Raw genomic sequence first — 21,154 nt, forward strand, 5'->3', positions numbered from 1 at the left:
CGATGTTCGTCCATGCACCACAGCGAGACACGCGGTACGAGACGCTCCGCCTGGCGGAGCGTCTCGGTCAGGACTTTGTTTTGAACGCTTCCTGTGCGGCCTCATCGCCGCCAACGTGCCGGGGTCGAGGCCGTTGAGGCGTGAAGCCCGCCGCCCGTAGGAATTCATAGGTGCGCCCGAGATGGACGGACATTCCGTACTGCTGCTGAAGCCAGTCTTGAACGTCTTTACCGGACCAGACGATGCCCTGCTCGAAGTCAGCGTGCAGTCGGGCGGCCAGGGTCTGTTGTTGCTCGGCGGTCAGGAGGCGGGGGGCGCCCTGGTTGACGTGACGCGCGTCACGGAGGCCAGCGAGCCCCTGTTCGCGGTAGCGCTTGACCAGTCCGTAGACGGTGACCCGGTTGTACCGGGTCACCTGAAGGATCTCAGGTACGGGGCGTCCTTCTGCGAGGAGGGCGAAGAGTTGGGCTCTGCGGCGTTCGACGGCACAGGTGCTGGCCCGGTAGAGATGCCAGAAGGTGTCAGCGTCATGCGCCAGAGGGGTGGTCAGAGGTATGTGTTTGATGCAGTGATCATAATCTATTTAATCGGAGTCCGTATGAACGGCATAGAAGACGCCTGGATCGCGTTCACGCAGGATAATTACTCGGTTTCGGAACACCTGTTCAAGGGCATCCTTGCGGACGCTCAGGACGAGGAGGTGATACGGCAGGCAAAGTTTGGATTGGGCTACGTCCTGGCATTTACAAACCACTTCGAGGAAGCTCGGACGCTCTTCTTACATCTGCACGACGACGCGGAGAAGCGGGGGACGCTGGGTGAGCAACACCGCGCGCTGCATCAAGTGGGAATGGTCGAGCGCATGGCTGGGAACTGGCTTCAGGCGAAGACCATCTTCACAGAGGAAGCTGACCTGATCACACAGTTGGGTAATCTGCCTCTCCCAGTCGCCGTCAATGCATATGAGCAGGGCATTGTTGCGCTTCACTTTAATGACCTGGAACGGGCACACCAGTGGCTAAAGTATTCCCTGGAGCAAGCCCGTCTCACGGATGATCAGGTCGCCGTTGGCTGTGCATATCGGGGTCTGGGGGACTATTTCAAGCGGAGAGGCGAAGCGGACCTTGCAAGCCATGCCTGGGAGAACGCCATCATCGCCTTTTCTCTGGTAAACGAAAAGAAGGCTGTGGAAGAAGTTTACAACCGTCTGAGGAACATATTGAGAACGGTTTAAATTGAAGTCGCCGCCATGAGGCGCTGCGGCAACTGGATGTACCGAATCCTCTGCCATCCCGCACGCAGCCGTGTCCTCAGTTCCTTTGTCGTCCTGGCGCAGAAATTTCCCAAGACGTTCCGCTTCACGTAGGCCCAGACCTTCTCAATCGGATTGAACTCCGGTGAATACGGTGGCAGGTACACCAGCGAGAGCCGATCCTGCGCCTCCACGAAGGCCGAGACGGCCTTCGCCCGGTGAATCGCGGCATTGTCCAGCACCACCAGTTCGCCCGTCACGTGCTTCAGCAGGTGGTTCAGAAACGCCAGCACGTCACCCGTCTTGACCGCTCCTGTCTGGGTCCGCTGGAGAAATTGCCCGTTCGACGTGATGGCCCCAATCGTCGAGAGCTTCTGCCAACTGGCTGGAAGACGCACCACGGGTGTCTTCCCCCGTTGTGCCCATGTCCGTCGGAGCACGCCTTTCAGACTGAAGCCCACTTCATCGAGGTAGACGAGCGTGGCGCCCTGCGCGACCTTTTTTTTCGACACCCGGGCGCGTGGTCTGCACCCAGGTCCGTACGGCCTCCTCGTTCTGTTCCAGCGCCCCTTTCCCGGGTTTCTGGGGAGCAAGAGTTTCCGCGCGGCACGAGTTGCGCGCCAGGACGCCGCCCACCACGCCCATGCGCGGGTTTTTATCGGTCAGCACAGTGTTCTGCGAGTTTCCGTTCCCTGCACTCCGCACCACACGACATCCGACGCTTCTCGCTTTCTCGTTCTTCGATCACCAGACGCTCGGTTTCGGGCTGTTCCGGCAGAGAAGCGCAGGTCCCGGCTAAACACTCCCTCCAGGATGCAACGGGGAAAATGACGTGCTGACCGACGTTTCTCCTCCTCTGCACCCTCATGGCGTCGTGTGGCACACGCCTCCAAGGGACGCGGAAACTCTTGGGGGAGAGAATCCCAGGCGATGGAGCACTTTGCGGACATGGTCGACGTGGTACCACACGCCCAAGTGCCGCCCGATGATTTCGCGGACACGAGCGGTGGTCCAGGTGGCGTCGGGAAAGCCGTGTGCCAGGGCACCCTCCTGCAGGAGGGTGCTGATCTTCTGCTGCCCCTCCGGGGTCAGGCGGGCGGGACGGCCCGTGGTGGGGGTGGCCTCCAGGCCACCCTGGCGTTTGAGCCGCTCTTTCCAGGTGTAGATGGTGTGGATCGAGACGCCGAAGTGATCCGCGATCTGCTGGTTGGTGTGTCCACCGGACTGCATCATGTTCAGTGCGGCCAGTCGCCGTTCTTCGAGCTGGGCGCGGGTGTACTTGGAGGGGTGCCACGGTGCCATGTCCTAGCCAGTCTAGCAACCTAAATTTCTACCGTTATCAATAGCCAGTCTAGCAACCTAAATTTCTGCCGCAATCAATAGTGGCGCGATTCTAATAAACGGGATGCCATCAATCACTGATGTTCGCAGCTCCATCGTATCATTTGTAGAAGATCGTGACTTGCAGTATGCGATGACTCTAAATGAGAACATATATCTAGGCAGATCTCATTCCCTGGAAATTGTTACCTCTGGAGTTAGATTGTTGCCGGAGACTAATGGCAGTACTCTAGGTAAAATGTTTCATGACTCGATCGATTTTTCTAGTGGTCAATGGCAAATGACGAAAATACTCAGAGGCATGATGAACGAGGCTTCTGTCTTCATATTTGATGAACCTCTGACATTTTTAGATGACGATAAAAGGACTTGGTTCAATGATGCCGTAAAGGCATTGATTGCTAAAGGAAAAGCAGTCGTAATCATCCCGCATGAATCGATAGACATTATTCCGGATCATATGCTCTATATTCATCGCAAGGAGGCTCAACATGTCGAGTACGTCCAGTAAAAGTAGCCAGCCTTTCCTTGAAGTCCTATACGAAGAATTTGTCACTCCTGAAATTTTTGGTTTCCCCATAAAGACTCTAGGGGTTATAAGAGTGGCGGTGGAAAGGAGAGGAATTATCGTAGAGTTCTCGAAAAACCAAAAGAGATTTTATGCTGCTGATTCGATAGATCAATCGGAGCTAGGAAAGACCAGCACCCTGTCTTTTCCCCCTACGGTAAAAATTAATCCATCTCTTGAGCAATTCGTCACTACGGTGCGAACAACGGTCTCAATCAAGCTAAAGAATGGACACAGAGTTGTGATTCCCTCTCGGCAGGCGGAGAAATTAAAGAGGGCTGTTGACTCCATCAGAGGCTACTAGGAGAGGAAGGGAAACATGTTAATTACCATTAAGGCTTGGTTGACACCATATGTCTTAATTGCTATAGGTTTAACATCGTGCAATTTGGAATATGATGTCAGTAACAAGATATCGCTGGGTGAGAGGTCCTGGGTTAGTCACGGCACTCAGTACCTGTCTGCTAAAAAATACAGGGCTAACCTTCAAGTTCGTAAGGCCCAGACGGTGTCACTGAATTCTAAGTCGGGTAGGGTAGTCATTCAAGGTAAAGAACTGGCACCGGTATGCCATTTGATTGACTTGGCAGCGGGTAGCAGAATATCCCTGGATGTAACTGACGTGTCTATGATTATTCCTTCTAGTAAGTGTGTCTGATTTGTAGGTTTATGACCGATCTACATCATTACTGGAAGTGTATTATTCCTCAGCACCTGACACTTCTGGAACATCACATGTGGGTGAGCGGAAAAGGCGTAATGAGCAGCTCAAGACGTCGTTTATTGATACCGGCGTAAGTTGACTTTGCTCCATCACTCCCCTGTGATTGGAAGAGCCCTGGCCAAGACGCCTTGCATGTCAGTACAGGTGACGCGGATTTACACCGGTATCAATAGGCGCTGATACACCGTGACATTGCTGATGCTGTCCACGTGACTCAGAATCACCATCTGTTCGGCCAGAAGACGGAGGGTGCACCGTTTTCGACCATCGGGGGGATCACTACAGGCCGGCATGACGAGCTTGACTTCAAGGTCGCCGGTGATCTTGGGGGGTGCCCCCGTTCTGGGTCGTTCAACCAGCGCAGCGTGCAAACCTTCGAGCACGTAGCGCCTGCAGATTCGGCTGATCCGGTCTGCATGACAGTGCAGCAAGGATCCGATGTCGCGGTAGGTGTGCGTGTTGCCAGTGCTGCGATCTGCCATGAGCAGGATCCGGGCTCGAGTCACCGTGCGCGCTGGTGGTGAACCCCGATCCACCAGGTGCAGGAGATGCTGCCGTTCTTCAGCGCTCAGATTGACTCGGAGATGCTGGCCCATTCCCAAGTATGACTCCAACCCGCAGAACTTTCTTAGCTAAGCAGTAGCGAGACCGCATGTGCTTGCACCCGTCACCCCTACGCACGGGACGATGTGGTCATGTCCCTGCCACCACACCCCCACGATGGCGCGCCCGTTCCCGGCGTGTTCACTCTCCTGCGCACCCACGACGCCCCCGGCGGCCCCGTCCGCACCCCACTGCACGTCCTGCACTGCCCGGAAGCGAACGCCCTGCGGGTCGCGCATCTCCTGAACACGCAGGCCGACCAGGTCCGGTACCACGTCCAGCCCCTGACGGCCCTGAATGAGCAGGATCTCGTCGAGGAGACCCTGTGCGTCACCACCGTCCGCTTCACCCTGGCCACCGGCGGCGTCCGGTACAGCGTGAGTCAGACCCGCCACCTCAGTGTCCAGGCCTTCCACCCGACCCTGGACACGCCCACCGCGCAGGGCGGCGGTTTCGCCCCGCACCTGACGGTGACCACTCGTGACCCCCAGTCGGGACTCCACCTCGCCCGTCAGGTGCAGGGCGTCCGTTTGTGCGGCGTTCACCCGGCCCTCGCAGCGTGGGTGCGCCACTGGACGGCGTGCGCCGTCACCGGGCGCATGGGGGCGTGGCCGCACGCCCGGGAGCTGGGCGGGCACGTCGTCTGGGCGCACCCCACCGGTATGTTTTTCGTCGTGAACGCGGATGGGCTCAGTGTGCCCGCCGCCTTCCTGCAGGAGCGCGCGGGTGAACTCGTCGGACCGGGCGTGGTCTTGCCCCTGGCGGCCCTGTTTGTGCAGAGTAGACCTATGACTCGTACTGGTGTGGCCTCGTGACGGCCGATCAGGAGACCTTCCTGATTGCCGCTGCGCTTCTCGTGAGTGTCCTGCTGGCCGTCGTGTTCCCCCTCCCGCTCCTGCACTGGGCGGTCCTGCTGGCCTGTGGGTTCGTCGTGGCGCTGGCCCTGCTGAACGTGTGGACGCTCGGCTTTGTCCGGCCTGGCGAGCGGGTCACAGCGGCCCTCGGACGCATGCCCGTATACCTCACTGGTGGTGTGGCTGCTGCGGGCCTCGTCACGCTGCTCCTCTGATCTCGACTTCAGTCCACGGGGTGCCAGGGGTTCACCTGGCCAAGCGCGGTCTTCCGTTGAATGCGCGCGTCGATGTCTGATAGCTGCCGCAGCGTCTGGGCGTGCTCTGGCCAGATCTCGTCCAGGATGTTCAGGAGTGCGCCCTCGGGAAGCGCGCGGCGCAGCGCCGTGAGCCAGTGATCGCTCGTGTGGATGGCCCGCCGCAGGCTCGGCGCGAGCGCCCGCAGGCGACGCAACTGACGCAGCGCAGCGGGATAGGTCTCTGGGCAGTGGGACTTCATCGCGCGGCGGAACTGCTCACCGCGCACGGCCGCTGCCACCTCCAGGGCCGCGAGTCGCTCTCGCAGGTCCTCATTCAGCCGGACTTGATGATGAGGCTGCCGGTCGCGCAGGACGCCAGTCCGGATCAGGTCACCCTCCAGCCCGGCGTCCATGAACAGGGGCAGGCGGGCACGCTGGCGGTCATTCCAGCGCTGGGCGTTGCGTTCGCTGGCCTGCTCGGGCGTGCGTGGGGTGCGGGGCGTTCTCGGCATCCGTGAGACGTGGCCCCGGGGCGGGGCCAGGGCTTCACGCCACCTGGGCGTCCACGTGCTCAGGCGTCAGGGCGGTCCGCATATCCTGGGCCAGTTGCGCCGCTGGCAGCACCCAGCTCGCCCAGCGGTTGCGGTACTCGTGCGCCCAGCGGTCCTGCCCCGCGAGCGGTTCCACCCGCCACATGATGCCCACGCCACTTGGACTGGCCTGCCGGGGCGTCCAGAGGCCGCAGGCAGACACTTCGATAAACACGCCCGTGTCCGCACCGTCCGGCGCAAGGTGGGCGGTCACCTCACCACTCACGGCGACCCCACCCGGATTCCAGTGCACCGTCCCCTTCCAGCCCAGGTGCCGCTGGACAGCCTTCAGGTACCGCCGGGCATCCAGTTCGAACGCGCGCTTGCCTTCCGCGTTGTACCCGACGTACCCCTGGGCGTCCGGGTACTCGCCGAGCAGTCGTTCACCGCTCTGCGCGGCCTTCACTCGGGCCTGCCACTCTTCGCAGCGGGCCCGCCACGTCCCGTCGACGTGCAGGCCTGCGGGCGTGAGGTGTCGCGTGAATGTCCGGCTCGCGCGGGCAGCCGCGGGATTGCGGTCCTCTCCCTCCAGGGTCAACGCGGCGTTCTCTCCACTCGGGAGGGGATGATCGAGCAGGTGCACCGTGCCGATCAGGGCCGTGGTGAGTCCCGCCCGGTGGCACGCGGCATAGAGCGTGCGGCCCTCGCGTTCGAGGGCAACGATCTCGCTCCCGGTCGCCTGAGAGAGAGCCTGCGGCAGCCGTTCAGGGCACGCCGGGTCGAGAGTGATGAGCAGCTTTGCCATGACGGCCGCGTGGCCCCCGGAGTGGGGGCCAGGGTTGGTCAGGCGCGGAGCGCGCGGCGGGACTGCATCCAGTCGTGTGCAGCACTCGCCACTCCGCAGGTGGGGCACGTCCAGGTCTCGTCCGGCGCCTCGAGGAGCGTGCATTCCACATGCTTCGCGCTGCACCCCGGGCAGGCCACGTGGTACGCGCCCACGCTGTCCAGCAGTCCGGGCAGTTCCACGCCCAGCACTTCCGCCAGAGCCTCCGGGGCGTGCTGGAGGGCCAGCGCGAGACGTTCGAGCGTGGTGGGCTCCTGCACGAGCGCACTCAGCTGCACGGTTGTCGAGAGGGTCTGGGGGGCAGTTTGGGGGGCGCGCGGCGTGTCGTTGGCTTCGATCATGCGCGTCACATGGCCCCCGGGAGGGGGCCAGGACTGCAGGACGCGTCAGCGAGGGGTGGGCGGCAGGATCAATGCCTGGAGTTCCTTCCCCACTGTCTCCGGGAAGGTCGACGGCAGGATCGGCGCGGCCACTTGGGCGTCGGGTGCCGCGAGGGCAATCAGGCCCACCCGGGCGTCCGTGCTGTACTCCACCCACACTGGCGGCTTCTGACCGTGCTGCACCCGCACCCGGTGCAGGCCTTCAGGCGTGAGCGTCCACGTGCTCAGCGTGAGCGGCCCCGCCCCCCGCACCCCATCCAGGGCCTCCAGGGTCGGCAGGAAGCGGGGGTCCTTCGACGCGGCGCGCAGGGACGCCGCCACCTGCCTCGCCCGGACCGGGTGGGCGTGCACGTGATCGGCGAGTTGCGCGGCCGTCACCTCGTTCGTCGCGCGGCCGCGCCGGTGCTCCACGAGGCCGATCTCGATGGCGAACATGCGCAGGGTGGTGGGAGACAGGACCTTCAGGGCCTGCCGCAGGGTGGTCTTGGTGGTGTGTTTCATAGGGGCGTGGGGGCCAGCAGCAGTTCCCGGGCCAGTGGGGTCTCCCAGAGGGTCAGGACCTCCTGGGCAGCCTGGGCGTCGCCCGTCCGGTTCCACCGGCGCAGGGCCGTCAGGAACGGCGTCAGGCGGGCGTCGTTCAGGGCATCCAGGGCGTCCAGGTGGAAGCAGGTCACCGCTGCTGGGGCCGCATGGTACAGCAGCCGCGCGTCCGACTCGGTGTCCGTCCCGAGGAGGAAGCCGGTCGGCTCCCCGTCCAGGTACGCGAAGACGCTCACCCGGCCGATCACCATGGGTTCGCCTTCGAACGTGATCAGGTCCGGCCTGGGGGTCAGGCTGCCCGTCACAGGGGCACCTGCTCGAAGGTGAGGAGGTGCTCGGCGGGCAGGCGGTGCCGGAGGCCCAGCAGCGTCCCGTATCGGACGTCCCGGTACGCGCGTTCCAGTGCGCTGTGTCGGTGCACCCCCCGGAAGATCAGGCGGCCGTCCTCCAGCACCAGGAGCGTGCCCTCGTGCATCAGGTACGCCGGGGCCTCGGGGTGCTCCTGCACGCGACTCGCCAGGGACAGGGCTTCCACCTCGCCGGACTCCACGCGTTTCAGATGGTCGCCGCAGTACCCGTCTGCGGCGCGGGCACGGGGCGCGTCCTCCGGCAGGATCGGCACGAGACCATGCTGCTGCGCCGCGACGAGCAGGGCGCACACGGCCATGCAGCCCGTCGCGTCGTGGGCCGTGAACTACCCTAGCTCTGAAGAGCGGGGCTTCTCGGGACAGGCACGCTCCACTGAGCCACCTTGAGTCCACGAAGGCATCGACCATGCCAGGATGTTCTTGGCAGCATTCACGTCCCGGTTCAGGAACGCCCCGCATCCCTTGCAGGTGAACTCCCGCACGGACAGCGAGTGTTTCTCTCGGTGTCCGCACAGGTGGCAGTCCTGCGAGGTGTAAGCGGGATTGATGCCGATCACTGTTCTCCCAGCTTCTTCCGCTTTGGAGATCAGTTTCTCGATCAGGCTGCCCCATCCCGCGTCCAGCACACTCCGTGCCATGCGCGTTCGGGCCAGCCCGGTGATGCTCAGGTTCTCATGCGCGATCCAGTCGTTCTCCCGAACGAGCTTGACCGCCGCCTTATGGTGCAGGTCGTCGCGCTGCCGCTTGACCTTCAGGTGCAACTTGGCGACGGCCTGCCTGGCCTTGTGTCGCCGTTTGCTGCCGCGCTTCTTTCGGCTCAGCGAGCGTTGCAGCACCCGGAGCCGTTTCTGTGCGGTGCGGAGCGGGCGTGGGTTGTCCTCGAAGTCCCCGTCCGAGGTGACGATGAGGTGCCTCACCCCCAGATCGATGCCCACAGCGTTCCCCGTCTGTGGCAGTGGTGCGGGCCTGGGGATTTCGCAGGTGAGGACCGCGTACCACTCCTGCCCCTCCCGCTTCACGGCCAGCGTCTTGAGCTTGCCGGAGAACGGGCGGTGCAGCTTGATCCGCACGTTGCCGATCTTGGGCAGGTAGACGTGCTTCCCGTTGCCGGAGACGCTGTTCTGGCGGGGCTGTGGGTACGTGAACGAGTCGTATCGGTCCCGGCTCCTGAATCTCGGGTATCCGGCCTTCTGGCCCGCTTTGACGCGGCGAAAGAAGCCCTTAAAGGATTTGTCCAGCCGCTTGGCCACGTCCTGCAACACCTGAGCGTTGACCCCGGCGTATTCCGGGAGCGCGGCCTTCACTTCGGGCAGGGATTTCATCTGGTCGTACGCGGTGAGGCTCTTGCCCGCTTTCTGATACGCGCCGCGCCGCTCTTCGAGCATGCCGTTGTACAGGCGTTGGCAGAGGGTCAACGTGGTGTCCAGGGAGGCGATCTGCGCCTTCGTGGGATACAGCCTGTACTTGAACGCCCGGAGCGTTGTACTCTCCACCTCGCATCACCTCCCTGAAGGTGCTTTCCACGCTCCCAGCCGTTAACGCGGTGTGGGAGCATGGCGTGTTTAGCTTACTACATAACCGGAGGCTTCGGCTTCGCCGCCCCGTTGGGGCGGGGGCCCTTACACCCCCACGGATAACTCCGGGGGCACTGCGGCCCTTTTGGTAGGTGGGGTGCCCTGGGGCGTGAGCAGCAGACTCGCCAGGGCGGTCACGCGCGGCTCCCAGCGGAAGGGACGTTGGAGCGGGTGGGGTGCATGGAACCTCCGTACAGGGCGCGGCAGAGGGCGAGCGGGATCAGGATGGACAGGATCGCGGTGAGCATGCGGCTCACGTGGCCCCCAGGCAGGGGGCCAGGACTGGTTACGGGTGCCGGGGGCCCCGGCTGACCTTCACGGCGATGACTGCGGCCGTGAGGGTGCCGAGTGTGGCGAGCAGGCCGACGTACGCGAGGAACAGGGTGAGCAGATTCATGGGCACTCCAGGAGTCAGGCGAGGTCAAGGGCGAGTTCACGCCTCAGGGCGGCCGCGTCCCGCAGGAGGCTAGCGAGCTCCAGGCACAGGTCCGCCCGGCGGTCCAGACGCGTGAGGTCCGGCAGGGGGAGTCCAGATGCTTCGAGGCTCTCCGCGCGCAGCTCGCCCAGCTGCTGGACCGTGCGCTCGTCCGCGAGGGCCTGCTGGTCAAGCTGCTCGGCACTCAGGGGCTGCGGAGCGAGTGGGGTGGGCAGGGCGGCCCGTTCAGTCCGGGCGGCGTGAAGCGTGTCCTCGTCGAGAATGTCCAGCAGGGAGACCAGGGCGACCAGATCACCCTCGCAGTGCGCGGCCAGGCGGTGCAGGACCGTCACGCGACCCGCTCCGGCGTGGCGGCCGCGACGGCCGTGATGGCGTCGGCGAGCAGTTGACGGTCGGCGGGCGTGACGTGCAGGGTGACGTCCCCACCGTGCACGCTCAGGGTCAGGCAGGCAGGGTGCAGCGTGATGCTCGCGGGCTCCATGGGATCGCTGTGGTCGTTGAAGGTACCAGTCGCGCCGTCGACCAGGCGGGCGGCGCACGTGGCAGCCCAGGTGGGATGGAAGCCGCCACTGCCCTGCGGCGCCTCGATCACGATGGCTTCCCCGTCGACGTCCTGCCGGTGGGCCACGTGGACGGTCAGGCCGGACGCGAGGGTAAGCGTGACCGTGTGGGTGGCCGCGGCCTGTGGGGCGGCGGGCGCGGCGGGCTGAACGTTGCTGCCGGTCATGCGCGGACCTGGGTGAGGACGAGGCTCTGGGCGCGGGGTTTCTTCACGGCGAGGTTGGCGAGCGTGTCCGCGTCCAGATCCCCGGCCGTGGCGAGACGATCGGCTTTCTTCCGGTCGATGGTGGCCACCTCCAGGGTCGCCGCGTCCCCGAAGCATTCCCGGAAGCGGTCCAGGGGGTACTCGACGGTGGTCGAGGTGCGCAGTTCCGCCCGGTACAGGTCGGTCTGGACGGTCTCGCCGTCCAGCAGGGCGGCTTTGAGTTCCGTGCCGAGCTGGTCGCGTTCGGCTTCGAGGCCGAGGATGGTGTCGCGGAGGGTGGCGTAGCGGTCGAGCAGGTCGGTCAGGTGGGGCTTGGTCATGGTGTCGGACTCCTTGGGGGTGAGGGGACGTGGTGGGCAGGCCAGCGGGGTGAAGTCATGGGGTCATCAAGTGCAGTCGGCTGCCGCGCAGGGAGAGGGTGCAGCGGGCTGCACTGAGGGAGGCGAGCAGGTCGTCCGGCGCGTGCTCGGGGTGGGTCCAGAGGTGCGCGGCATAGGGCGGCACGCCGCGGACCCGGACGCGGACGCCAGGCGGGGCGCGGCCCGCGAGGTCGATCAGGATGCGCAGGGCCGCCAGGGGCCCGTGGGCGACCGCGCGCAGTCCACCGCCGCGGGCGGATGTGCCGTCCGGGTGGTGGCGCAGGCGGACGACCAGACCGGGGGTCTGGGGGGGGAGTGGGGGCAGATGGACCCGGCGGGCGCGGCGGTGGGTGCGCATGTGCCCAGCGGTGTGATGCGCCGGGTGGTGGGCGGCGTTCTCCCCTCTGGGAATCCACTGCACGTGCAGGGCGACGCCCCGTTCTGCGGCGAGCTGAAGCAGTTGCTGCGCGGGTTCGGTCAAGGGTGACCTGGACCGCGCGAGTCCCGTCAGGACGTGCGCGGTGGCCAGGCAATCGACATACAGGTGCAGGGGACCGGGATCGGCGTGCTGGACCGCGAGGCGTGCGGCCTGCAGTTCAGCCTGCTGGGTGGTGTGCGCCCGCGCAGTGGTCGTGACGGTCACGCCGTTCACGACGGCCGCCAGGGCGTATACGTCCTGAACGGCGAGGCTGGCGTCGGTGTACGCGATCTGTTGTGGCATAGGGTGCACGGTGCCGGACGTGGGGGTGACTGTCACGCGGCCTGCTCCGGCTGCATGGGGGTGGGCTCGGCGAGCCACGTGGCGGGCACGCGGAGGGTGAAGACCGCGAGGCGGAACTGCGCGCGGAACTCGTCTCTGGGCAGGAAGCGGGTGCGGCCGTCCCGGCAGAGGATGTCCACGCCGGCCGTGGCGTACGACAGGCGGTACTCGCAGATGGGCCACCCGTCCTGGTCGTGCACGCTGACCCGCACGGGCCCACGCGTGAGACCGGCGAGGATTTCGTCGGGGGTGACGGCCGTGAGGACCTCGGGTTCTTTCGCGGCGTAGGCGCGCAGGGCCGTGACAGTGGCCTGGACGCGGCAGGGGTCGCCGGTGAGTTTCAGGGCGCGGCCAGCCGCGAGCAGACGCGCGAGGCGCTTGAGGCGCAGCTGCAGGGCGGGGCGGGCGAGGGCCACCTTGCGGAGGTCCGCGAGGGCTTGCTGAGGGGTGGGAGCGGGCTTGTGGGCGCCGGGGACGCTGATCGTCAGGGGAGTGAGCATGGTGCCGTCCTGGCCCACACCCCCGGTGTGGGCCAGTGCTGCGAGAACACCACCTCGGTCACGCCAGGTGCAATCCCACGGCAAGGAGGTGCTTGCACAGCTGCACGCCGTCCGGGCAGTCGCAGTAGAGCACGTCGCCATGCCGGGTGACGATGCGGGCCTCGCTGCCGCCGGTGACCATCAAGCCCTGCGCTGTGGGGGTCATCATTAAGAGGCGGGCGCGGGCGCGCCTGGCAGGGTCGGCGAGCTGCGCGGTCCCGTGGTGCAAGGCGGTGACGATGATCCAGACATCATATGGCTGAAGATCCTTGGTTGAAACTTCTGCGAAAGTGGGTTTTCCGCCTCCTTGCAAATCCGCTGTTGCTGTCTGCGAAGAGGAATTCCCGCGCATGTTCAGGAGTCAGGGGGACTTTCGCAGAAGCTTCAGTGAAGGTCTGAGCCGTGTGCAGTGAAAGTCACACGGGCGGTTCTGAGAGGGCCGGCAGAGCCGCGAGGCACACTCGGCGGGGTCACTCAAACACGACGGACAAGGCCTTCCCGGTCCAGGTCACCCAGCAGCGTCCTGATGTCCGCCTGAGCCTGACTTGCTGCCACGTCAAATTCCTGCGTCACGACCTGCACGAGCTGATCCTCCCGCTTGCCACCCACCCTCAGTGCCTGCCAGATGGCGCGGCCCACTGCGTTGAGCGTGTACATCCGCGATGTGTGCGGATCCAGCAGCGCCAGCTCATCATCCAGGTCCGTGACCAGGACGTCCGGGTTCACCTCGTACTTCTGATTCATCAAGCTTCTCCCATTCCTTTCAAGGCCGCAACCCTGTCTGTGTTCCCACCCGCACGCCCGGCGTGATCATCGGCAGCAGCCCTGTTACGTTGCTGGCTGGCAGGTCCGTGCCGTCCGTGGCATTGACCTGCACCACTGGCGCCGTGCCCAGCAAGCCCTGCGCCCGGTCCACCAGTTGCGCGCGGCTTTCGCCCACCGCCTGCGACACGCGCACGCCATCCTCTGTGACTGCCACGAAGCTCAGGGTCATCGCGAACGGCCGCGGTTGCGTCCCGAACCGCCGGGGAAAGCGGTACGCCACGTTGATGCGCGTCACCTCGCCTGGTGTCAGCATCCGCGTGCCCGCACCCCCCACCGTGAAGCCGTAGTCCAGCACCGTCACGTCCGCGCCCAGTCCCGCACGCGCCTGTAACGCCTGACTTTCCACCGCGCGGTACGCCTGGAACGACGCGCCGCTCAGGTCAATCTCCGGACTATTCGACCCCAGCACCGTCCGGTGCACCGGACGGAACGCCTGAGCGAACGCCGGGTCCGTGATCTGTGGCCCCTGCGGCTCACTCCCCGTCGGTGCGCCCCGCACCTCGACCACCGCCGTCCCGCCCAGGTTCCCCGGACGTGCGATTGCCCGCAGGGTCACGTTCGGCAGGGTCCGGCCACTCACGTTCCGCACCTCGAAGGTCCGCGTCACGTACCGCACTCCCCCCTGCACGTCATCCACGTCCGTGAACACGCCCGGCGTGAACTCCAGAGCGCCACTCGAATCCTGGGTGACGGTCCGGTCATCCGGGTTCAGGGCGAGGTTCACAGCCCCCAGCGGCGTGGTCTGCACGGTCGTCAGCGCGGTGAGCAGGTCCGCTCCATCCCGGCTGAGTCGCACGGACGGCACCGCCCGACCGGTCCGGCCCGCCGGGAGGGCCTGCGCGGTCGGTTCCAGCTGCATCACTTCCCCCCCCGGGGCGCCCAGGGCGTCCAGGCGCGCGGCGGCTGCGGCCGCCGATTCGGGCGGCACGACACTGCGCGTGACCCGCGTCACCGGATCGTTCACCAGCGCGAAGTTCATCAGGAAACCGTACGCCGCACCGACCGCCGTGCCTTTCGGGACGCGCAGGGCCACGTTCACCGTGCCCGACTCGCCGGGCTTCAGGGTGCGGGTACACGCGGCCGCGCTGCACCGACTGACTGTGAAGCCGTAATTCAGTGGTGTGTCCTGCGGTCCGTAGAAGGTGTTCCAGCCGGACTGGCCGGTCAGTGCGGTCACCTCGGCATCCGGCAGGGCCACGAAATCGGCGGCGTCCGGCACGAGGCTCAGGGCGCCGCCGGGCGCCACGGCCACCGCCGGTGTCGGGGCGACCAGTGGAGCCAGCGCCGCCTGATCGCGGCTGGGCACACCACCAAAGTCCGTGATGGCCTTGATGGGCGTGCCACCCACGTTCCCCTGCCTCGCCACGGCGACCAGCGTCAGGTTGTCGAATGGGGTGGTACCGACGTTCTTCACCTCGAACTGCGCGCGGAGGTAATCGAACCCGCCTGCACTCTGCACGCTGGCTGCACCCAGGCGCGTGAAGGTCACGTCGCCCTCGCGGAAGGTCAGGGCCTGCACGCCCAGGGCCGCGCCGGTCGTGACGGGCAGGACCACGCCACCCAGCACGGCCGGGGCGCCAGGAGGAGCGGACGGCGGCGTGGTCGCCGGTGACCCGCACGCGGTCAGGAGCAGCAGGGCGATGGCTGGAAGGGGTCTCAAGGAGTACCTCATACGTGAGTGATGACTGCGCGACAAAAGTGCATGGGCGACGGATTGATGGCATCTGTATATGTCCGGGCCTGGGCCTGCAGATCGGTCATCGGGTCTTGTCACCGAAGCAGGTTGGGTGCGACGAGCTGATTTCTGTGTACTCAGTTGCTGGAACCGCGCCTAAAAGTATCAATAATTGCAGCCCGTGGGACATATGTTCGTCAGAAGCAGAAATCCTTTGCCGGATTCGTAAATGACGATGTTGTGCATATTGTTGTCTAGATGCCGATGATCGCGGCGGCACGGCTGTTTTCCATTGATCCCTACACGTTTTTTGACATTTCGTCAATGGTCCGGTGTAAGAAATTCGATAGAGCGTCCAGAATGATTGACTTACCTTGCGGTCAGATTTGTTCTCGCGCGATAAACACATCTAAAATTAATGCCTTACTCATCTAGGAGGACGTTGGCTGCCCGGACAGGAGAACGCAGTTCAGGGTCATCGCCCACACCGATCATTCATGCGTGAAGTCATCTCACCTCAACAATTCACTGCCGCAGGCCTTCAAATCGAATCGGACGCACCCAGCGCCCTCACATCTCACCTCCACAGTCGCTTCTCACATATCCAGATCCCCGGCGCCCCACACCACCTCACCATTCGGTACAACCACGGCCGCCAGATCCACCGCGGCGAGACGATTCTCCTGCGCACTTCAACGAGCGCCAATGCCGTCTCCACCTCAACCGATCATCAACTGTGGATCTACGGCGAACACCAGGACGTACTCCTTACACTCGGTTCGAGCAGCAGCATCGAAGTCTGGTCAGAGACCGACGCCCCGGGAGAGCCTCTCTCCCTTGCTTTCCTTGAAGTCCTCCGCACCATAGGAATCATTCCCCTGCACGCCGCCGTCACTTCCGAGGATCATGGCGCGAGCGCCTTTCTGGGCGAGACGGGCAGTGGCAAAACTACCGCGCTGATCTCTGCGCTCCTTTCCGGCGCGCAACCCCTGACAGACGGACTGGGACTGTACGTACCTGGAATGCGCTTAATTTTTGGAACCGACCCGGGACTGCAGTGTCAAACAGATACCCTCGCGTTCCTGTCACAGCACTTCCCGCTCAACGGACCACTGACAGTGGCCCATGGCAAAACGCTGGTTCCCTGGGCCACCATCGGGACTTCCTGGAAAACGCAGGCTCCACTTGCTGAAGCTTGTGTCCTCAGGCGCAATGATCTCCGCGCGCCTGGTGATTACCACCTGCCCGTTTCGCAACGCGTCATGGCGCTCTGGGCATCCACCGGCATGCCCTTACGCCCTCGCACACGCGACTGGACTCTCGCTCACCTCAAGATGCTGGCCAGTCAGATCCACTGGTGCGAACGGGTACTCCCTGATGGACCGCCTACGGACCCAGGTTGAGCCACGCCCACCGCTACAAGTCAGGCGGCCTTCGTGGCCAGCGCCACCTGCGACAACAGGAGCATGCATGAAACATTCGAGCATTCCAGCAAAAGTGACAAGTCAGCCCACCAAAGCAGTGTACGAACGCCCCAGGTTGGAGAAACACTCCTACTCGGTGGTTACAGGGGCCTCTTTCCCAATAGGAAATGGGGTCGTTAAAGATCAGTACCGCAATAGGTACTGAGCTGCCTGGTTTTTGCTGGGCATGGCATACTTGTCCCGACCTTATTGCACTCTGTCGCTTTTCCCTATATTAAATGATCCGCAGAATATATATACCATCCGGTATTATTTATATAATCCGATCACCTGCGGATATAGCCCATCGATTAATACGTGCTGCAATTTGATAATATATGCTTGGCCATATAAGCAATAGATAGCTGATTACCCTGGACAAACAATAAAGACCACAAATACCTTACTTTGAATAGACAGAATCCATACATGAGCAGCGGGCGCATGGCAGGAGACGGGCGACGAATTCCCTCAGAGCACGATCACTGCCCCCCGCTGCACCACACAAGGAATCACATGAAATTATTCCCCCTCCTCTTACTCACCACAGCACTTCTGAGTGCCTGCAGCACAACGCAAACGACACCCCCTTCTGCGCACGCTGACGTCCGCGGTCTCATAGCATTGCCTATCAGCACCAGCGCGACCCTGTCCAGTCAAACCTTTACGCACAGAGAAGGAGACGTCACATTCACTCAGGCGGGACCAGCCAGCGTCCAGACCGACAGCGAGTACACCTACCTGCGCGCCACATTCACGCTTACGAACACCAGCGCGGCGCCTTTCAACAACATGACCCTGGTCGCCGTCGCCCGTGACACGAACACCAGCGGAACCGCCCTGAACAGCATGTCCGCCTTCGGTGGCGCGCCAAGCGGTGACCTGGCCCGGCTGGCCCCCCTGGTGACCCCCACGCACGCCCTGAATCTCATCGGTGGCGTTCCCACACTCGTACCCGGCGCCACGGACTTCCAGGTGTTCCAGCCTGCCCAGACGCAGGCGCTGACCAGCCAGCCGGAATGGCTGCGGCACTTCAGGTCCAGTGACCGCCCACTGAATTACGGATTCGTCGCGAGCGCCTGCGCCGACACCTGCACCCGCACCGTCGCACCCGGCGGCACCGCCAACGTCAACATTGCCGTGCGCCTCCCCAGAGGCGCGAGCACCACCTACAACTTCGTCATGACCTTCGCCATCGTCGACGACAGTGTGACCCGCGTGACCCGCAGCGTCACGCCAGACGAGACGCCCACACAGGCCGCCCAGCGACTCGACGCACTGGGAGTGCCCACCGGCGGGGAAATCATGACGGTCGGCGGGACGGACAGCGGCCCGCCCTCAGGACGGTCGGACGTGACGACAGCCGCTGTGCTCACCTCGACCACCGCGACCGTGCCGCAGACGCTGGCCTTCTCCTCTCTTCCGGACGCGCTGGTAGCCGGCCGGATGACCGAGCAGTTGAGTGCCCGCCCGCGCGGCGCGCACAGCGGCCAGCCGGTCACGTACACGAGCGGCACACCGGCCGTCTGCACCGTCACCCCCGCAGGCCTGCTCACCCCCACCGCGCCAGGCGACTGCACCGTCACCGCGCAGCAGCAGGGCGGCACGCGGGACGGATACACGTTCACGGCCGCGGCGCCCGTCTCGCAGACCGTCACCGTCCGTCCACCCACCCGGGTGGAACTGCGGCTGTTCAACACCGACGACGTCTCCATGGTCACCGTCGACGGCGTCCGCCGCGCGGTCTACCGCTACGGCAGCGGTGACAGCGGCCGCATGGACGTCAGCGACTGGTTCGGACACGGCGACAACCAGTTGCGCCTGCAGACCATCAACACTGGCGGGCAATCCCGGTACGGGTTCCAGGTCTGGCGTGACGGTGTGCTCGTCGTGAACGAGAGCTGCACCTCGAACTGCCCGTCCACGCGCGGTCTCGTCTTCGACCGGACCGTCACGGTCACCGCCGACGCCGCCCGGAAGGTCCGCACGACCTTCACGAGCGCCGTACCGGGAGACGTGTACCTGAACGAGACCTTCAGCGGGCAGCGGACCCCGGCGACCCTCGATCTCGTCCCAGGAACCTACACGGTCGGTGTCGGCCAGGACGCGCCGGCCGCGTACCGCACGCAGGACGTGCAGGTGCAGGCCGGACGCGCCGAGATCGCCATCGACGCAGCGCCCGTCCCCACCCAGCGGTGGAGGGTGGGTGTGCTGCCCGTCCGGACGACCCAGCATGTCGACGACGATCCCGCCAACACCGGCGTCCTGACCCAGGATGATATCGACAGGTTCGTGGGGCAGCTGCGCACCACGAGCACCCGGCGGCTCCTTCCCTACTCGTACGGCCTGATCGAATGGGACGTGACCGTCCTGCCCGTCGTGGAAGACGTGATTGCCCATCGCCCCCGGAATGACGGGCCGGACATCGCCCGCCTGTACCGGGAGGCGGGCATTGATCCCAGAACGGAGTACGACACGGTCGCCTTCCTGTACTCCAGCCATCAGGCCAATGGACAATCCGTCAAGGAAGCCCACTGCTGCGCGGGCGGCGGAGGCCGTGAAATCAACGTCCCGACCGGCTTTTTCCGTGGGTTGCGGGCCGATCAGGAGAACGAAGGGCTCCTGCATGAGTGGCTTCACAGCGCAGAGAGCTACAACGAGTGGCTCCGGTACGGAGGCTACAACGGGATCGATGGGCTACACGGCGCTGAAGAACACGCATACTACAACCGCGACGCCGACCTGAATGGACAGTGGTGGACGTGGTACAAGGTTTTCATGCGCAGTCACATCAAGGAAACAGCGGACATGCGTAGCGGGGTCAACTATCCTGCCCGCCCGGCCACGGAGGACGTCCTTGTGGGAGTGTTCGACACGATGCGTGCCGGCCCGACCGGTGAGATTCCCAAAGCCATCACGTACCCAGCCCGGTAATGGTGCTCACGGGCTGACCATACCGCCCAACTGGAAGTGGACCGGCCCTATATGGGCCGGTCCACTTCCACCGCGTGACACTCAGGCCGAGTGGCTATTGTCGAAGCGGAACTGCTCCCTGAAGCCGCTCAGGTTTCCTTCGGCCACCGGCACACCCAGGATCTCGACCCAGGCGTGACCGTCGAGCTCGCCATTCAGTCGTCTGACCCCACTGACGTACGTGGCGGCCTTGCCCTGTCGGCTGAGCAGCGCGTACAGGGTCATGGCGGCCGGGACACACCCCCGGTCACGCACGCCCAGTACGTGCAGGGCTGCGCGGGCCGTCCAGGCCAGTTCCCGTGGGTCGCAGGCGCAACGTGTGGACGGCCCGCGCTCCAGGCTGCGCAGCAGCTGGGGCAGGTCCGGGTCGCGGTGCAGGGCGCGCCGCACCCGCCAGGCGACGGGCAGCGCAACGCAGACGCCCTTCACGCGGCGCAGCTCGATCACTCGCGCGCGGGCCACCGCTGCACCTCCGGGTGGGTCTGCCTGACCCTGGGATCACCGTACCAGTCGGGAACGCCCCGGCCGTCCTCCACCCAGAAGCGGCTCTCCCCAGACTGGGGATCACAGCCCTTCACCAGGAAGACCTCCACGCCCCGCGCACGCAGGATCTGGAACGTCACGAACGCGTACTCACGCTGCAGCGAGTCACTGGCGACACCTGGACGGTGCAGGCGCATCACCCACCGTCCCGCTGCCACCAGGGGCACGGGCGAGGGTGGGTGGGCGTTCCGGCCTGCGCTGGCCGGTTCGACCACCTCACCTGTCCGGGCGCCGCGCAGACCCGCCCGCACCTGCGTGAACACGCTGGGCATCACCTTCAACTGACCGGGCAGGACGAACAGCCGGGTGCGCCAGAGGTCCAGCGGCGTCATGACTCCGTCCCGCACTGGTGCCACGCCCAGGGTCCGCCGCGTCTGCCGCTCCCCGAAAGCGAATACCTGCTGCCAGGGACTACACACCTTCAGGAACGCCCGGAAGGTGTGGTCACCGTCCAGGGTCCGGGCGCGGCCGAGCAGGTCCGCCTCCGTCAGGTCATGGTTGCGCTTCAGTTGCGCCAGGTCCGGGTAGTCGGCGGGTTTCAGGCCCCCGGCGTCCCCGCCCCAGGTGCGCGCCAGGATCAGGGTGGCGACCGCCTGGTCCAGCGGGTCGGGGCGGCGCACCGTCACGCCCTGCCAGTTCTGGGGGCGGCTGCGCTGCCAGACCTGCCGCGTGACCTCACGGGTGCGCCGCTGGTTGCCGGCTGTCCAACTGACGATGAAGCGGTGAAGGTCGATGCGGGTGTGGCCGCTGGGACTGAACAGGTGCGCGGTCTCGTGCGTCCACAGGCGCGGGTCGGCGTATTGACCATCGGTACGCCACCCGCGGGCAAGGGCGAGGTGAACGGCGCGCGTGACGGTGGCGTGCGCTTCAGGGAGGACGATGTCCACGTCGCCGTAGTACCGCGCGGCGGGCGAGGAGTACTCGAACTCGGCCAGCGCGAAGCCTTTGGTCAGGAGGAAGGGGATCGCTTCGGCCTGCCAGGCGTGCAGGAGGTCACGTAC

26 protein-coding genes and 3 pseudogenes are annotated in these 21,154 nt (G+C 64.7%); 6 read left to right on the plus strand and 23 right to left on the minus strand.

What is annotated here, in order from left to right; all coding sequences use genetic code 11:
• Positions 1–67 precede the first annotated feature (67 nt).
• From CBQ26_RS23080 to CBQ26_RS23090, 4 genes and pseudogenes are all read right to left on the minus strand, one after another.
• On the minus strand, positions 68–583 hold the full coding sequence (locus tag CBQ26_RS23080) for a winged helix-turn-helix domain-containing protein (protein WP_088246571.1): 516 nt from the start codon (positions 581–583) through the stop codon (positions 68–70).
• A 647-nt stretch (positions 584–1,230) separates the two neighbouring features.
• Positions 1,231–1,819 (minus strand): annotated as a pseudogene (locus tag CBQ26_RS00015) (IS630 family transposase); the annotation flags it as partial.
• A gap of 340 nt (positions 1,820–2,159) precedes the next feature.
• Positions 2,160–2,380 (minus strand): annotated as a pseudogene (locus CBQ26_RS23085) (winged helix-turn-helix domain-containing protein); the annotation flags it as partial.
• A pseudogene (locus CBQ26_RS23090) lies at positions 2,381–2,554 on the minus strand (helix-turn-helix domain-containing protein); the annotation flags it as partial. It abuts the pseudogene before it with no gap.
• An 88-nt stretch (positions 2,555–2,642) separates the two neighbouring features.
• Here CBQ26_RS23090 and CBQ26_RS00025 point away from each other — a divergent pair.
• A complete protein-coding gene (locus CBQ26_RS00025) occupies positions 2,643–3,104 on the plus strand; it encodes an ATP-binding cassette domain-containing protein (protein WP_280522570.1) in 462 nt (153 codons plus the stop codon).
• Positions 3,085–3,465 (plus strand): hypothetical protein, encoded by a 381-nt coding sequence (locus tag CBQ26_RS21110; RefSeq protein ID WP_143341861.1) that lies wholly within the window; start codon positions 3,085–3,087, stop codon positions 3,463–3,465. The genes CBQ26_RS00025 and CBQ26_RS21110 overlap by 20 nt, the downstream gene beginning before the upstream one ends.
• 575 nt (positions 3,466–4,040) lie before the next feature.
• On the opposite strand, the gene CBQ26_RS00030 is transcribed toward CBQ26_RS21110, so the two are convergent.
• Positions 4,041–4,481: a helix-turn-helix domain-containing protein gene (locus CBQ26_RS00030; RefSeq protein WP_088246574.1), complete on the minus strand. Its 441-nt coding sequence runs from the start codon at positions 4,479–4,481 to the stop codon at positions 4,041–4,043.
• A gap of 99 nt (positions 4,482–4,580) precedes the next feature.
• Here CBQ26_RS00030 and CBQ26_RS00035 point away from each other — a divergent pair, with 99 nt between their 5' ends.
• Together CBQ26_RS00035 and CBQ26_RS00040 are read left to right on the plus strand one after the other, a co-directional pair.
• On the plus strand, positions 4,581–5,303 hold the full coding sequence (locus CBQ26_RS00035; protein WP_143341862.1) for a hypothetical protein: 723 nt from the start codon (positions 4,581–4,583) through the stop codon (positions 5,301–5,303).
• Entirely contained in the window at positions 5,300–5,557 is a 258-nt protein-coding gene (locus tag CBQ26_RS00040; protein ID WP_088246576.1) for a hypothetical protein, read from the plus strand. Before CBQ26_RS00035 ends, CBQ26_RS00040 begins: the two co-directional genes overlap by 4 nt.
• A gap of 8 nt (positions 5,558–5,565) precedes the next feature.
• Here the strand turns inward: CBQ26_RS00040 and CBQ26_RS00045 are convergent, their stop codons facing one another.
• The 16 genes from CBQ26_RS00045 to CBQ26_RS00115 all read right to left on the minus strand — a co-directional run bounded on the left by CBQ26_RS00045 (position 5,566) and on the right by CBQ26_RS00115 (position 15,159).
• Positions 5,566–6,090, minus strand: coding sequence for a hypothetical protein (locus CBQ26_RS00045; RefSeq protein ID WP_088246577.1), 525 nt, complete (start codon positions 6,088–6,090; stop codon positions 5,566–5,568).
• A gap of 34 nt (positions 6,091–6,124) precedes the next feature.
• Positions 6,125–6,913: a hypothetical protein gene (locus CBQ26_RS00050; RefSeq protein ID WP_088246578.1), complete on the minus strand. Its 789-nt coding sequence runs from the start codon at positions 6,911–6,913 to the stop codon at positions 6,125–6,127.
• Between the two features lie 38 nt (positions 6,914–6,951).
• Positions 6,952–7,293, minus strand: coding sequence for a hypothetical protein (locus CBQ26_RS00055; RefSeq protein WP_143341863.1), 342 nt, complete (start codon positions 7,291–7,293; stop codon positions 6,952–6,954).
• Between the two features lie 45 nt (positions 7,294–7,338).
• The gene (locus CBQ26_RS00060; protein ID WP_088246580.1) at positions 7,339–7,833 is read right to left on the minus strand and encodes a hypothetical protein; all 495 of its coding nucleotides are present in this window, start codon (positions 7,831–7,833) and stop codon (positions 7,339–7,341) included.
• Entirely contained in the window at positions 7,830–8,177 is a 348-nt protein-coding gene (locus CBQ26_RS00065) for a hypothetical protein (RefSeq protein ID WP_088246581.1), read from the minus strand. The genes CBQ26_RS00060 and CBQ26_RS00065 overlap by 4 nt, the downstream gene beginning before the upstream one ends.
• Positions 8,174–8,494 (minus strand): hypothetical protein, encoded by a 321-nt coding sequence (locus CBQ26_RS00070; protein ID WP_143341864.1) that lies wholly within the window; start codon positions 8,492–8,494, stop codon positions 8,174–8,176. Before CBQ26_RS00070 ends, CBQ26_RS00065 begins: the two co-directional genes overlap by 4 nt.
• 72 nt (positions 8,495–8,566) lie before the next feature.
• The gene (locus CBQ26_RS00075) at positions 8,567–9,733 is read right to left on the minus strand and encodes an RNA-guided endonuclease InsQ/TnpB family protein (protein WP_088246583.1); all 1,167 of its coding nucleotides are present in this window, start codon (positions 9,731–9,733) and stop codon (positions 8,567–8,569) included.
• 215 nt (positions 9,734–9,948) lie between these two features.
• Positions 9,949–10,071 (minus strand): hypothetical protein, encoded by a 123-nt coding sequence (locus CBQ26_RS22750; RefSeq protein WP_280522569.1) that lies wholly within the window; start codon positions 10,069–10,071, stop codon positions 9,949–9,951.
• 154 nt (positions 10,072–10,225) lie between these two features.
• On the minus strand, positions 10,226–10,582 hold the full coding sequence (locus CBQ26_RS00080; protein WP_088246584.1) for a hypothetical protein: 357 nt from the start codon (positions 10,580–10,582) through the stop codon (positions 10,226–10,228).
• A complete protein-coding gene (locus CBQ26_RS00085; protein ID WP_088246585.1) occupies positions 10,579–10,977 on the minus strand; it encodes a hypothetical protein in 399 nt (132 codons plus the stop codon). The genes CBQ26_RS00080 and CBQ26_RS00085 overlap by 4 nt, the downstream gene beginning before the upstream one ends.
• The gene (locus CBQ26_RS00090; protein ID WP_088246586.1) at positions 10,974–11,336 is read right to left on the minus strand and encodes a hypothetical protein; all 363 of its coding nucleotides are present in this window, start codon (positions 11,334–11,336) and stop codon (positions 10,974–10,976) included. Before CBQ26_RS00090 ends, CBQ26_RS00085 begins: the two co-directional genes overlap by 4 nt.
• A gap of 55 nt (positions 11,337–11,391) precedes the next feature.
• Positions 11,392–12,096: a ribonuclease H family protein gene (locus CBQ26_RS21635; RefSeq protein WP_088246587.1), complete on the minus strand. Its 705-nt coding sequence runs from the start codon at positions 12,094–12,096 to the stop codon at positions 11,392–11,394.
• 32 nt (positions 12,097–12,128) lie between these two features.
• A complete protein-coding gene (locus CBQ26_RS00100; RefSeq protein WP_143341865.1) occupies positions 12,129–12,635 on the minus strand; it encodes a hypothetical protein in 507 nt (168 codons plus the stop codon).
• A 58-nt stretch (positions 12,636–12,693) separates the two neighbouring features.
• Positions 12,694–12,903, minus strand: a complete 210-nt coding sequence (locus CBQ26_RS00105) for a hypothetical protein (RefSeq protein ID WP_088246589.1) — start codon at positions 12,901–12,903, stop codon at positions 12,694–12,696.
• 245 nt (positions 12,904–13,148) lie between these two features.
• Positions 13,149–13,418, minus strand: a complete 270-nt coding sequence (locus tag CBQ26_RS00110; RefSeq protein WP_088246590.1) for an HPr-rel-A system PqqD family peptide chaperone — start codon at positions 13,416–13,418, stop codon at positions 13,149–13,151.
• Between the two features lie 19 nt (positions 13,419–13,437).
• The gene (locus CBQ26_RS00115; protein ID WP_143341866.1) at positions 13,438–15,159 is read right to left on the minus strand and encodes a hypothetical protein; all 1,722 of its coding nucleotides are present in this window, start codon (positions 15,157–15,159) and stop codon (positions 13,438–13,440) included.
• A 512-nt stretch (positions 15,160–15,671) separates the two neighbouring features.
• Between CBQ26_RS00115 and CBQ26_RS21120 the strand changes: the two genes are divergently transcribed.
• Together CBQ26_RS21120 and CBQ26_RS00120 are read left to right on the plus strand one after the other, a co-directional pair.
• The gene (locus tag CBQ26_RS21120; RefSeq protein ID WP_143341867.1) at positions 15,672–16,577 is read left to right on the plus strand and encodes a hypothetical protein; all 906 of its coding nucleotides are present in this window, start codon (positions 15,672–15,674) and stop codon (positions 16,575–16,577) included.
• Positions 16,578–17,429: 852 nt separating this feature from the next.
• On the plus strand, positions 17,430–19,571 hold the full coding sequence (locus CBQ26_RS00120; RefSeq protein WP_143341868.1) for an Ig-like domain-containing protein: 2,142 nt from the start codon (positions 17,430–17,432) through the stop codon (positions 19,569–19,571).
• Between the two features lie 81 nt (positions 19,572–19,652).
• Here the strand turns inward: CBQ26_RS00120 and CBQ26_RS00125 are convergent, their stop codons facing one another.
• Together CBQ26_RS00125 and CBQ26_RS00130 are read right to left on the minus strand one after the other, a co-directional pair.
• Positions 19,653–20,072, minus strand: a complete 420-nt coding sequence (locus tag CBQ26_RS00125) for a lasso peptide biosynthesis B2 protein (protein ID WP_088246593.1) — start codon at positions 20,070–20,072, stop codon at positions 19,653–19,655.
• The coding region (locus CBQ26_RS00130; RefSeq protein ID WP_088246594.1) for a nucleotidyltransferase family protein at positions 20,054–21,154 on the minus strand (1,101 nt) is incomplete at its 5' end. The genes CBQ26_RS00125 and CBQ26_RS00130, both read right to left, overlap by 19 nt.

Source organism: Deinococcus indicus (assembly GCF_002198095.1).
In the GTDB taxonomy this organism is placed as follows: Bacteria; Deinococcota; Deinococci; order Deinococcales; family Deinococcaceae; genus Deinococcus; species Deinococcus caeni.

Excerpts from the sequence above, each read along its gene's own strand:
- CBQ26_RS21110 (WP_143341861.1), top strand. The coding sequence starts at position 3,085 with ATGTCGAGTACGTCCAGTAAAAGTAGCCAGCCTTTCCTTGAAGTCCTA.
- CBQ26_RS00030 (WP_088246574.1), bottom strand. The coding sequence starts at position 4,481 with ATGGGCCAGCATCTCCGAGTCAATCTGAGCGCTGAAGAACGGCAGCAT.
- CBQ26_RS00060 (WP_088246580.1), bottom strand. The coding sequence starts at position 7,833 with ATGAAACACACCACCAAGACCACCCTGCGGCAGGCCCTGAAGGTCCTG.
- CBQ26_RS00110 (WP_088246590.1), bottom strand. The coding sequence starts at position 13,418 with ATGAATCAGAAGTACGAGGTGAACCCGGACGTCCTGGTCACGGACCTG.
- CBQ26_RS00055 (WP_143341863.1), bottom strand. The coding sequence starts at position 7,293 with ATGATCGAAGCCAACGACACGCCGCGCGCCCCCCAAACTGCCCCCCAG.
- CBQ26_RS00120 (WP_143341868.1), top strand. The coding sequence starts at position 17,430 with ATGACCCTGGTCGCCGTCGCCCGTGACACGAACACCAGCGGAACCGCC.
- CBQ26_RS00045 (WP_088246577.1), bottom strand. The coding sequence starts at position 6,090 with ATGCCGAGAACGCCCCGCACCCCACGCACGCCCGAGCAGGCCAGCGAA.
- CBQ26_RS00090 (WP_088246586.1), bottom strand. The coding sequence starts at position 11,336 with ATGACCAAGCCCCACCTGACCGACCTGCTCGACCGCTACGCCACCCTC.
- CBQ26_RS00050 (WP_088246578.1), bottom strand. The coding sequence starts at position 6,913 with ATGGCAAAGCTGCTCATCACTCTCGACCCGGCGTGCCCTGAACGGCTG.
- CBQ26_RS00100 (WP_143341865.1), bottom strand. The coding sequence starts at position 12,635 with ATGCTCACTCCCCTGACGATCAGCGTCCCCGGCGCCCACAAGCCCGCT.
- CBQ26_RS21120 (WP_143341867.1), top strand. The coding sequence starts at position 15,672 with ATGCGTGAAGTCATCTCACCTCAACAATTCACTGCCGCAGGCCTTCAA.
- CBQ26_RS00035 (WP_143341862.1), top strand. The coding sequence starts at position 4,581 with ATGTCCCTGCCACCACACCCCCACGATGGCGCGCCCGTTCCCGGCGTG.
- CBQ26_RS21635 (WP_088246587.1), bottom strand. The coding sequence starts at position 12,096 with ATGCCACAACAGATCGCGTACACCGACGCCAGCCTCGCCGTTCAGGAC.
- CBQ26_RS00085 (WP_088246585.1), bottom strand. The coding sequence starts at position 10,977 with ATGACCGGCAGCAACGTTCAGCCCGCCGCGCCCGCCGCCCCACAGGCC.